Source organism: Streptococcus oralis (assembly GCF_018448765.2).
GTDB lineage: Bacteria > Bacillota > Bacilli > Lactobacillales > Streptococcaceae > Streptococcus > Streptococcus oralis_BM.
This window is the reverse complement of sequence record NZ_JAHCMC020000001.1, coordinates 1,386,716-1,399,136: the sequence shown is the minus strand read 5'-3', so window position 1 is coordinate 1,399,136 and position 12,421 is coordinate 1,386,716. Positions and strand designations below refer to the sequence as shown.

The 12,421-nt window shown below is 41.7% G+C and carries 10 protein-coding genes; all 10 read left to right on the top strand.

Annotated features, from left to right (window positions below):
- The first annotated feature begins 270 nt into the window (after positions 1-270).
- The 10 genes from KIH88_RS06900 (at position 271) to KIH88_RS06855 (ending at position 12,420) form a co-directional block, all read left to right on the top strand.
- Positions 271-753, top strand: a complete 483-nt coding sequence (locus tag KIH88_RS06900) for an acyl-CoA thioesterase (protein ID WP_213988178.1) — start codon at positions 271-273, stop codon at positions 751-753.
- A gap of 158 nt (positions 754-911) precedes the next feature.
- Positions 912-1,892, top strand: a complete 981-nt coding sequence (locus KIH88_RS06895; protein WP_213988247.1) for an acetylxylan esterase — start codon at positions 912-914, stop codon at positions 1,890-1,892.
- 333 nt (positions 1,893-2,225) lie between these two features.
- Complete coding sequence (locus tag KIH88_RS06890) at positions 2,226-5,507, top strand: SIALI-17 repeat-containing surface protein (RefSeq protein ID WP_213988177.1); 3,282 nt, start codon at positions 2,226-2,228, stop codon at positions 5,505-5,507.
- A gap of 233 nt (positions 5,508-5,740) precedes the next feature.
- Entirely contained in the window at positions 5,741-6,439 is a 699-nt protein-coding gene (locus KIH88_RS06885) for an N-acetylmannosamine-6-phosphate 2-epimerase (protein ID WP_001135660.1), read from the top strand.
- 114 nt (positions 6,440-6,553) lie between these two features.
- Positions 6,554-7,882: an ABC transporter substrate-binding protein gene (locus KIH88_RS06880; RefSeq protein WP_213988176.1), complete on the top strand. Its 1,329-nt coding sequence runs from the start codon at positions 6,554-6,556 to the stop codon at positions 7,880-7,882.
- 219 nt (positions 7,883-8,101) lie between these two features.
- Positions 8,102-8,968 carry a carbohydrate ABC transporter permease gene (locus tag KIH88_RS06875; RefSeq protein WP_161800156.1) on the top strand — a complete coding sequence of 289 codons (867 nt, stop codon included), beginning with the start codon at positions 8,102-8,104 and terminating at the stop codon, positions 8,966-8,968.
- 15 nt (positions 8,969-8,983) lie between these two features.
- The gene (locus KIH88_RS06870) at positions 8,984-9,823 is read left to right on the top strand and encodes a carbohydrate ABC transporter permease (RefSeq protein ID WP_001183243.1); all 840 of its coding nucleotides are present in this window, start codon (positions 8,984-8,986) and stop codon (positions 9,821-9,823) included.
- A 389-nt stretch (positions 9,824-10,212) separates the two neighbouring features.
- On the top strand, positions 10,213-10,665 hold the full coding sequence (locus tag KIH88_RS06865; protein WP_213988175.1) for a YhcH/YjgK/YiaL family protein: 453 nt from the start codon (positions 10,213-10,215) through the stop codon (positions 10,663-10,665).
- 20 nt (positions 10,666-10,685) lie between these two features.
- Complete coding sequence (locus KIH88_RS06860; RefSeq protein WP_044020393.1) at positions 10,686-11,330, top strand: YesL family protein; 645 nt, start codon at positions 10,686-10,688, stop codon at positions 11,328-11,330.
- A 172-nt stretch (positions 11,331-11,502) separates the two neighbouring features.
- The gene (locus KIH88_RS06855; RefSeq protein WP_033630084.1) at positions 11,503-12,420 is read left to right on the top strand and encodes a dihydrodipicolinate synthase family protein; all 918 of its coding nucleotides are present in this window, start codon (positions 11,503-11,505) and stop codon (positions 12,418-12,420) included.
- Position 12,421 lies beyond the last annotated feature (1 nt).

Genomic DNA, 12,421 nt, shown 5'->3' with positions numbered 1-12,421 from the left:
ATCTTATACTAGAGTCATCAAAAAGAAACGAGGACTCTCACATGACTATTAAAGTAACCTACCAAAAGAAATTTCAAACCGTCAAACTAGAGAAAGGAGCTAGCACCTATTGATACACAAAGAGCGGAAACGCTCTTTTTATTTTTATAAAATAGTCGACTATAAATCAAACTTAGTCGAGAGATAAAAAGATATTAGTCTCCAAGCCTATTTACTCTTTGACTGAAGCTTGATATAATTGCCCCATCTGAGTAAAGAGGAGTGAAAAGAATGTTAGAAACCAGAACGATTGCTATCCAAGATAGGTATGGAGAACGATTTCAGCATTGTTGGGGATGTGGTCCCAAGAATGATTTAGGCTTACATTTAAAAACCTATCCAAGTATAGATGGGAATAGTTGTATTAGTCGGATAAAGCTTGAAAATGCTTATACTGGTGGAGTTCCATCAAATGTCTTTGGAGGAATGATAGCGACTATTTTTGATTGCCATGGCACGGCCTCAGCAGCTTGGTTTGCCCATCATCAAAAAGGGTTGGAACTGACGGAATCAACTGTGATAGGACGTTTTATTACAGCTCGCTTGGAGATTGATTACCTTAGTCCTAGTCCAATTGAAGATGAAATTGTGGTTACTTCTACTCTGGAGGAATTAGGGGAAAGAAAAGCAATTATTGATATGGAGATGACAGTGGCTACTAAAGTCCGTGCCAAAGCCAAAATGGTAGCAGTTGCTGTGAAGGATCATATGTAAAACGGAAGATTAGAAGTTTAAGATTTTAAAACTACTTTCAGACGATCAGTTTGAGGGAGGAGAATCTAAAATCACTTTCTGTTTACCATTCTTTCTTGCATTGCTTTTCTAGATATGCTACAGTTATGATAGCGATTACAAATCAAAAGGAGCATGCTATGAAAAATCCAGCTTTGTTAGAAGAAATCAAGATTTATAGAGGGAGAGATGAGGTCCCAGTAGACTTTGATACTTTTTGGGATGGGGAAGTGAAAAAGGTTTCAACTCTTCCAGCCTACCAGTTGGAGGAAAGAGATTTCCATATTCCCCAAGTCAAGTGCTATGAGCTAACCTTTGAAGGAACTAATGAAGGCAAGGTCTACGCACGTGTCGTCCTTCCAAAGAGTGAGGGTAAAGTTCCCCTAATCTTTCACTTTCATGGCTATATGGGACGTGGCTGGGACTGGACGGACATGCTGGCCTTCACCGTGGCTGGTTACGGTGTTGTTTCTATGGACGTTCGAGGCCAATCGGGTTATTCGCAGGATGGCTTGCGCTCTCCACTAGGAAATACGGTTAAGGGGCATATCATCCGTGGTGCTGTTGAAGGTCGGGACCACCTCTTTTATAAGGATGTCTATCTGGATATTTACCAGTTGGTTGAAATTATTGCCAGTCTGCCTCAGGTAGATGAGAAAAAACTTTCCAGCTATGGTGCGTCACAAGGAGGGGCCTTAGCTCTGGTTGCAGCAGCGCTCAATCCTCGAATTCAGAAAACAGTTGCCATCTATCCTTTCTTGTCAGACTTTAGACGGGTGCTCGAGATTGGCAATACCAGTGAAGCCTATGACGAACTCTTCCGTTATTTCAAGTTCCACGATCCCTTCCATGAAACAGAGGAGGAAATCATGGCGACCCTTGCCTATATTGATGTGAAAAATCTTGCCCATCGTATCACGGGTGAGGTCAAGATGATTACGGGCTTGGACGACGATGTTTGCTATCCTATTACCCAGTTTGCGATATACAACCGCCTAACTTGCGACAAGGCCTATCGCATCATGCCAGAGTATGCTCACGAAGCCATGAATGTTTTTGTCAATGACCAAGTTTATAACTGGCTCTGTGGCAGCGAGATTCCTTTTAAGTACGTAAGATAATGAATGAGAGAGCCCAGGAGCTCTCTTTTTTATGTCCAAAACCTGAAAGTACTTTTAGAAAATTTAAAATATTAAAATATTCTTAAAAGTAAAATCTATTCTGTGGGAACTCAGATATAAATATAAGACTTTATTGTATAATAAAGGAAAAGTCACTTGTGAAAGGAGGAAAAAGGCTGCTGGACGCTTAAAGAATGGCTCAGCAGAAATGGGAGAGGATTGGGAGCTCTCATTAAGTTGGATACTTTCTTGTAAGACTTGTCTCTTGAGAGACAATAAAAATTTTTAAAGAAAAAGAAAGCGCTTTATTTTATGAAAAATGAAAGGACAAACATGAATTACAAATCTTTAGATCGGAAACAGCGATACGGAATTCGAAAATTTGCAGTCGGGGCGGCATCGGTAGTGATTGGTACAGTAGTATTTGGAGCAAATCCAGTCTTAGCTCAAGAGCAAGCCAATGCAGCAGGAGCCAATACAGAAACTGTCGAACATGGTCAAGGTTTATCAGAATTGCCAAAAGAGGTGTCCTCGGGAGATCTTGCTCATTTGGATAAGGATTTGGCTGGTAAATTGGCAGCAGCTCAAGACAATGGCGTTGAGGTGGACCAAGATCATTTGAAAAAAAATGAGAGTGCAGAGTCAGAAACCCCATCCTCTACCGAAACCCCTGCAGAAGAAGCAAATAAAGAAGAGGAATCAGAGGATCGGGGGGCTATTCCTCGTGACTATTACTCAAGAGATTTAAAAAATGCTAATCCTGTCCTTGAAAAAGAAGATGTTGAAACCAATGCAGCAAATGGTCAGAGAGTTGATTTATCAAGTGAACTAGACAAACTAAAGCAACTTAAAAATGCTACAGTTCACATGGAGTTCAAACCAGATGCATCAGCTCCACGCTTTTACAATCTCTTCTCTGTATCCAGTGACACCAAGGAAAATGAGTACTTTACTATGTCTGTCCTTGATAATACAGCTCTTATTGAAGGGCGTGGCGCTAACGGAGAGCAGTTCTATGATAAGTATACAGATGCTCCTTTGAAAGTTCGCCCTGGACAATGGAATTCCGTGACCTTTACTGTCGAACAACCGACAGCGGAGTTACCTCATGGTCGAGTTCGTCTCTATGTGAACGGTGTCTTATCTCGAACAAGTCTCAAATCTGGTAACTTCATTAAAGATATGCCAGATGTTAATCAAGCTCAACTTGGAGCAACCAAACGGGGCAAGAAAACAGTTTGGGCATCAAACCTACAAGTTCGAAACCTAACCGTTTACGATCGTGCTTTAAGCCCAGATGAAGTTCAAACACGGAGTCAATTATTTGAAAGAGGTGAATTGGAACAGAAACTTCCTGAGGGAGCAAAAGTCACTGAGAAAGAAGACGTATTTGAAGGTGGTAGGAACAATCAACCAAATAAAGATGGTATCAAGAGTTATCGTATTCCTGCTCTTCTCAAGACTGATAAAGGAACGCTGATTGCAGGTGCAGATGAACGTCGTCTCCATTCGAGTGACTGGGGTGATATCGGCATGGTCATCAGACGTAGTGAAGATAATGGTAAAACTTGGGGAGATCGAGTAACCATTACCAACTTACGTGACAATCCAAGAGCTTCTGACCCATCAATTGGTTCACCAGTGAATATTGATATGACCTTGACTCAAGATCCTGAAACCAAACGCATCTTTGCCATTTACGACATGTTCCCAGAAGGAAAAGGGATCTTTGGAATGTCTTCGCAAAAAGAAGAAGCCTACAAAGAAATCAATGGTAAAACCTATCAACTCCTCTATCGAGAAGGTGAACAGGAAGCTTATACTATTCGAGAAAATGGTACAGTTTACACTCCAGATGGTAAAGCAACAGACTACCGCGTTGTTGTAGATCCTGTTAAACCAGCCTATAGCGACAAGGGTGATCTATACAAGGGTGACCAGCTACTAGGCAATATCTACTTCACAACAAACAAAACTTCTCCATTTAGAATTGCGAAGGATAGCTACCTATGGATGTCTTACAGCGATGACGACGGGAAGACCTGGTCAGCGCCTCAAGATATTACTCCGATGGTCAAAGCCGATTGGATGAAATTCCTAGGAGTAGGTCCTGGAGTGGGGATTACCCTTCGTACTGGACCACATAAAGGTCGAATCGTCGTTCCTGTCTATACAACCAACCGGGCTAACCACCTCAATGGTTCTCAATCATCTCGAAACATCTACTCAGACGACCATGGTAAGACTTGGCATATGGGTGGTGGTGTCAACGACAATCGTACACTTTATGATGGTACAGTAGTCGATTCAAGTACCATGAGTAATTATTATGCTCAAAATACGGAAGCTTCAGTTGTTCAGTTAAACAATGGGGACCTCAAACTCTTTATGCGTGGGTTGACAGAAGATCTACAGGTTGCGACCAGTCATGATGGTGGTCTAACTTGGGACAATAACGTTGAACGCTACGATGTTCCAGATGTTTATGTTCAAATGGCTGCGACTCATACGGTTCAAAATGGTAAAGAGTATATTCTCTTGGCAAATGCAAATGGTCCAGGTCGTAAAAATGGTTATATTCGAGTGGCTCGTGTAGAAGAAGATGGCCAGCTAACTTGGTTGCACCACCATTTGATTCAAGAAGGTGAGTATGCTTATAACTCACTTCAACAAATCGGGCCAGATGAATTTGGACTTTTATACGAACACCATGCTCCTGGAGGTGTTCCATACACACTTTCCTTCAAGAAATTCAACTGGGATTTCTTAAGCAAAGACAGAATTTCTCCTAAAGAAGCAAAAGTAAAATATGCTATCCAAAAATGGCCAGGTATTATTGCCATGGAGTTCGATTCGGAAGTATTGGTCAACAAGGCTCCGACCCTTCAATTGGCAAATGGCAAGACAGCAACCTTTATGACCCAGTACGATACAAAAACTCTCCTATTCACAATAGATCCAGAGGATATGGGTCAAAGAATTACAGGTCTAGCTGAGGGTGCAATTGAAAGCATGCACAATTTACCAGTTTCTTTAGCTGGCTCTAAACTAAGCGATGGTATTAATGGCAGTGAAGTTGCTATCCATGAGGTTCCAGAGTTCACAGGTGGTGTCAATGCAGAAGAAGCGGCTGTGGCAGAGATACCAGAGTACACTGGACCATTGGCAACAGTAGGTGAAGAAGTAGCTCCAACAGTAGAAAAACCAGAGTTTACGGGTGGAGTTAACGCTGTTGAGGCAGCAGTCCATGAGATTCCTGAGTTTAAAGGAGGAGTGAATGCAGTTCAAGCAGCCTCAAACGAGGTTCCAGAATATAGCGGAGGTGCTAACTTTGTCTTGGCAGCTTCAAATGACCTGCCAGAGTATAAGGGTGGAGTCAATGGCGCTGAGGCAGCAGTCCATGAAGTGCCAGAGTACAAGGGAGACACCAATATAGTATTGGCAGCTGCAGACAACAAACTGTCTCTAGGCCAAGATGTGACCTATCAAGCGCCAGCAGCTAAACAAGATGAACTTCCAAATACGGGAAGCAAGGAAACCAGCTCACTAATTTCCCTTGGCCTTGCGGGCGTCCTCTTATCACTTTTTGCATTTGGAAAGAAGAGAAAAGAATAATAAGCAAGAGCTTTTTGAGTAAGTTTCAGAAGAGATAGCAGGTTTTCAAGCCTGCTATCTTTTTTGATGACATTCAGCTTGATTCGAAATCATAAGAGGCCTGAAACTACTTTCAGGAACGGCTGTTCTATAAAATACTTTTGAAACTGAAATCTATTCTATCACAAGCTATTGAAAGCGCTTAACAAATAATATATAATAAGCCCATAAGAACAAGAAAGGGAGGAAAGAGGATGCCACAGATCAGCAAAGAAGCCTTGATTGAACAAATCAAAGATGGAATCATTGTCTCTTGCCAGGCACTTCCTCACGAACCGCTTTATACAGAAGCGGGAGGAGTCATTCCCTTGCTAGTCAAAGCGGCTGAGCAAGGTGGAGCAGTCGGTATCCGAGCAAACAGTGTTCGCGATATCAAGGAGATCAAGGAGGTTACGAAACTCCCGATTATCGGGATTATCAAACGTGACTATCCGCCACAGGAGCCTTTCATTACAGCTACGATGAGAGAAGTGGATGAACTGGCTGAACTAGATATTGAGGTCATTGCTCTGGATTGTACCAAACGTGAACGTTACGATGGTTTGGAAATCCAAGACTTTATCCGACAAGTCAAAGAAAAATATCCGCATCAACTCTTGATGGCTGATACCAGTACTTTTGAAGAAGGAATTGCAGCGGTTGAAGCAGGTGTTGATTTTGTTGGAACAACCCTATCAGGTTATACCTCTTATAGTCCGAAAGTAGATGGTCCAGACTTTGAACTGATCAAAAAACTGTGTGAAGCAGGTGTGGATGTCATCGCTGAAGGGAAGATTCACACACCAGAACAAGCCAAGCAAATCCTTGAATATGGAGTGCGAGGTATCGTTGTTGGTGGAGCGATTACTAGACCAAAAGAGATTACGGAACGCTTTGTTGCCGGTCTTAAATAACACAATCTCAAAACAGAGGAGAGTGGTCGATGCGTCGGATAAAATGAAAACGTATACAAATATAAACTTGCTCATTATCCAATATGGATACGCTTAACAATTAGGAGAATACAAATGAAATTTAGAAAACTAGCTTGTACAGTACTTGCGGGTGCTGCGATTCTTGGCCTTGCTGCTTGTGGTAACTCTGGTGGAAGTAAAGATGCTGGAAATTCTGGTAGCGATAGCGGAAAAACAGAAATCACTTGGTGGGCATTCCCAGTCTTCACACAAGAAAAAACGGGTGACGGTGTTGGAACTTATGAAAAATCAATCATCGAAGCTTTTGAAAAAGCAAATCCAGATGTAAAAGTGAAATTGGAAACCATCGACTTCAAGTCAGGTCCAGAAAAGATCACAACAGCTATCGAAGCGGGAACAGCGCCAGACGTACTCTTTGACGCACCAGGACGTATCATCCAATACGGTAAAAATGGTAAATTGGCTGAGTTGAACGACCTTTTCACAGACGAATTCGTCAAAGATGTCAATAATGAAAACATCGTACAAGCAAGTAAGGCTGGTGACAAAGCTTACATGTATCCAATCAGTTCTGCTCCATTCTATATGGCTATGAACAAGAAAATGTTGGAAGATGCAGGAGTTGCAAACCTTGTAAAAGAAGGTTGGACAACTAATGACTTTGAAAAAGTTTTGAAAGCGCTTAAAGAAAAGGGATACACTCCAGGTTCATTGTTCAGTGCTGGTCAAGGGGGAGACCAAGGAACACGTGCCTTCATCGCAAACCTTTATGGCGGTTCTGTAACAGACAAAGACGTAACCAAATATACAACAGACGATCCTAAATTCGTCAAAGGTCTTGAAAAAGCTGCTAGCTGGATTAAAGACGGTTTGTTGAACAACGGTTCACAATTTGACGGTGGAGCAGATATCCAAAACTTTGCCAACGGTCAAACTTCATACACAATCCTTTGGGCACCAGCTCAAAACGGTATCCAAGCGAAACTCTTGGAAGCAAGTAAGGTAGACGTGGTAGAAGTACCATTCCCATCAGACTCTGGTAAACCATCTCTTGAATACCTTGTAAACGGATTTGCAGTATTTAACAACAAAGACGATAAGAAAATCGCAGCTGCTAAGAAATTCGTTCAATTCATCGCAGATGACAAAGAATGGGGTCCTAAAGACGTAGTTCGTACAGGTGCCTTCCCAGTTCGTACTTCATTTGGCAAACTTTATGAAGACAAACGTATGGAAACAATCAGTGGCTGGACTAAATACTACTCACCATACTACAACACTATCGATGGATTTGCTGAAATGAGAACACTTTGGTTCCCAATGTTGCAATCTGTATCAAATGGTGACGAAAAACCAGCGGATGCTTTGAAAGCCTTCACTGAAAAAGCTAACGAAACCATCAAAAAAGCTACAAAACAATAAGCACTAAGTCAGATTGATTCCCCCCTTTTCCCTGTGCACTATGGTGTAAGAAAAGGGGGACTTTTGTTTGAAATGGTAGGAACTGTCACGAAATTAAAATGAAGTTCTTACATAAGCGAATCTTAAAAAATTTCATTTTGGTTTTAAAACAGTTCAAGAAAATCAAAAACTATTCTATTTGAAAGAGAGGTGCCGACTGTGAAAGTCAATAAAATTCGTATGCGGGAAACAGTGATTTCCTACGCTTTCCTAGCACCAGTGTTATTCTTCTTTGTCATCTTTGTCTTGGCTCCTATGATTATGGGATTCATTACAAGTTTCTTTAACTACTCCATGACTAAATTTGAGTTTGTGGGCTTGGACAACTACATTCGCATGTTTAAAGACCCTGTCTTTATGAAGTCTTTGATCAATACCGTTATCCTGGTTATTGGATCTGTTCCGATTGTGGTTCTCTTCTCTCTCTTTGTAGCATCTCAAACCTATCATCAAAATGCCATTGCCCGTTCTTTCTATCGTTTCGTCTTCTTCCTTCCTGTAGTTACAGGTAGTGTTGCCGTAACGGTTGTATGGAAATGGATCTATGACCCCCTATCAGGGATTCTAAACTTTGTCCTTAAGTCAAGCCATATCATCAGCCAAAACATTTCTTGGCTGGGTGACAAAAACTGGGCTTTGCTAGCGATTATGATTATCCTTTTGACAACATCTGTTGGTCAACCGATTATCCTTTATATCGCTGCCATGGGGAATATTGACAACTCACTTGTTGAAGCAGCGCGTGTTGACGGTGCGACTGAGTTCCAAGTCTTCTGGAAGATCAAATGGCCTAGCCTTCTTCCAACAACTCTGTACATCGCGATCATTACAACCATCAACTCATTCCAATGTTTCGCCTTGATTCAATTGTTGACATCTGGTGGTCCAAACTATTCAACAAGTACACTGATGTACTACCTTTACGAAAAAGCTTTCCAATTGACAGAGTACGGCTATGCAAATACCATCGGTGTCTTCTTGGCAGTGATGATTGCCATTGTCAGCTTTGCTCAATTCAAGATCCTCGGAAACGACGTAGAATACTAAAGAAAGGAGACAGTTATGCAACCTACACAAAAGAAACCTTTAACAGCTTTCACTGTTATTTCAACGATTATCTTGCTCTTGTTGACCGTACTGTTCATCTTTCCATTCTACTGGATCTTGACAGGGGCCTTCAAATCACAGCCTGATACCATTATGATCCCACCACAATGGTTTCCTAAAATGCCAACCATGGAGAACTTCCAACAACTCATGGTGCAAAACCCTGCTATGCAGTGGATGTGGAACTCTGTATTTATCTCACTGGTAACCATGTTCCTAGTCTGTGCAACCTCTTCTCTAGCAGGTTATGTATTGGCTAAAAAACGTTTCTATGGTCAACGCATCCTCTTTGCAGTCTTTATCGCTGCCATGGCACTTCCAAAACAAGTTGTCCTTGTACCATTGGTACGTATCGTCAACTTCATGGGAATTCACGATACTCTTTGGGCAGTGATTTTGCCTTTGATTGGATGGCCATTCGGGGTCTTCCTCATGAAACAGTTCAGCGAAAACATCCCAACTGAATTGCTTGAATCAGCTAAAATCGACGGTTGTGGTGAGATTCGTACATTCTGGAGCGTAGCCTTCCCAATCGTGAAACCTGGATTTGCAGCCCTTGCAATCTTTACCTTCATCAATACTTGGAACGACTACTTTATGCAGTTGGTTATGTTGACTTCACGTCAAAACTTGACCATCTCACTCGGGGTTGCGACCATGCAGGCCGAAATGGCAACCAACTATGGTTTGATCATGGCAGGTGCAGCTCTTGCAGCCGTGCCAATCGTAACCGTCTTCCTTGTCTTCCAAAAATCCTTCACACAGGGTATTACTATGGGAGCGGTCAAAGGTTAAGAAAAGTAAACTGGTGTGTCAAGATTGCGAAGTGGTATTGACATGCAATGGAAATATAGATGTTATAAGTGTCTACAAAATGGGGAGTATGCAGTTACTTCGTGAAGTTTTGTCAGACACTTATAAACTTAAGAATGAACTCTTTTCATGATACTAGTTAGAGTAGGTTCGTTTTATGGTAACTATTTCCCGCTTTAGTGGTATCTAAGATAAGCATCTTACGCCTATCTTAGACGGAATTTTTGAGACTGACGATGAAAGAGCAAAAGGCTCAAAAATTAGGAATGAAATACCGAAGGAATTTGCTTCCGTCCGCACTTTTATAGGGAAATAGAGAAAGGATAATTCGGAACTGAAAAATAGTAACTATCAGAAACGAAGGAAACAGTATGATTTTTGACGATTTGAAAAACATCGCCTTTTACAAAGGAATCCATCCCAATCTAGACAAGGCTATCGACTATCTCTATCAGCACCGTAAAGATTCTTTCGAACTCGGTAAGTATGAGATTGACGGGGACAAGGTCTTTCTAGTTGTTCAGGAAAATGTCCTCAATCAAGCTGAAAATGATCAATTTGAACACCATAAGAACTATGCAGATTTGCATTTACTGGTAGAAGGACATGAATATTCGAGCTACGGTTCACGTATCAAAGATGAGGCAGTAGCATTCGACGAAGCGAGTGACATTGGCTTTGTCCATTGTCATGAAAAATACCCACTCTTGTTGGGCTATCACAATTTTGCGATTTTCTTCCCAGGAGAACCGCATCAGCCAAATGGCTATGCAGGTATGGAAGAGAAGGTTCGCAAATATCTCTTTAAAATTTTGATTTATTAAAAGAATCAGGAGGAGCAAACATGGCACAAAAAGGAGTAAGCCTTATCAAGGCAGCATTTGATACAGATAATTTTCTCATGCGTTTCAGTGAGAAGGTCTTGGATATCGTGACAGTCAATCTTCTTTTTGTCGTCTCTTGTTTGCCCATTGTGACGATTGGAGTGGCGAAAATCAGCCTCTATGAAACCATGTTTGAGATTAAGAGAAGCAGACGAGTTCCAGTTTTCAGAACCTATCTAAGAGCTTTCAAGCAAAATCTGAAACTGGGGCTTCAGTTAGGTTTGCTAGAGTTGGGCATTGTGTCATTAAGCCTTTTAGATCTCTATCTCTTCTGGGGCCAGACAGCTTTGCCTTTCCAGATTGTGAAAGCAATTTGTTTGGGGATTCTCATCTTCCTCACTCTGGTGATGCTAGCTAGTTATCCCATCGCTGCGCGCTATGATTTGTCTTGGAAAGAAGTGCTGCAAAAAGGGCTTATCTTGGCAAGTTTTAACTTTCCTTGGTTCTTCCTCATGCTAGCCATTCTCTTTCTCATAGTGATGGTTCTCTATCTGTCCGCCTTCACTCTCCTTTTGGGTGGGTCAGCCTTTATCCTCTTTGGTTTTGGTTTGCTAGTCTTTCTCCAAGCAGGATTGATGGAGAAAATCTTCGCCAAATACCAGTAGGATGAGATCTTTCTGAAACTACTTTCAATCGTTACAGTTTCTAAAATACAAGTAGAAACTAAAATCTAAGTGTATACAAGATATTGAAAGCGATTTTCACAAAGTGTATACTAAACTTGTAAAAAATAGAACTGCTCTCAGCAGAAAAAAAAGAAATCTTAGGAGAAAATCTATGTCAGATTTGAAAAAATACGAAGGTGTCATTCCAGCCTTCTACGCATGTTATGATGATCAAGGAGAAGTCAGTCCAGAGCGTACGCGTGCCTTGGTTCAATACTTCATTGATAAGGGTGTTCAAGGTCTCTATGTCAATGGTTCTTCTGGTGAATGTATTTACCAAAGTGTGGCAGACCGCAAGTTGATTTTGGAAGAAGTCATGGCAGTTGCCAAGGGCAAATTGACCATCATTGCTCACGTAGCTTGCAACAATACTAAAGACAGTATGGAGCTTGCTCGCCACGCGGAAAGCTTGGGAGTAGATGCTATCGCAACAATCCCACCAATTTACTTTCGCTTGCCTGAGTACTCAGTTGCCAAATACTGGAACGATATCAGTGCTGCAGCTCCAAACACAGATTATGTGATTTATAACATTCCTCAATTGGCAGGTGTTGCTCTGACTCCAAGTCTTTATACTGAAATGTTGAAGAATCCTCGTGTTATCGGTGTTAAGAACTCTTCTATGCCAGTTCAAGATATCCAAACCTTTGTCAGCCTTGGTGGAGAAGACCACATCGTCTTTAATGGCCCAGATGAACAATTCCTAGGTGGTCGCCTCATGGGTGCCAAAGCTGGTATTGGTGGTACTTATGGTGCGATGCCAGAACTCTTCTTGAAACTCAATGAGTTGATTGCAGAGAAAGATTTGGAAACAGCGCGTGAATTGCAGTATGCTATCAATGCAATCATTGGCAAGCTCACTTCTGCACATGGAAATATGTACGGTGTGATTAAGGAAGTCTTGAAGATCAATGAAGGCTTGAACATTGGTTCAGTTCGTTCGCCATTGACGCCAGTAACCGAAGAAGATCGCCCAGTTGTAGAAGCAGCAGCACAATTGATTCGTGAAACCAAGGAGCGCTTCCTCTAAT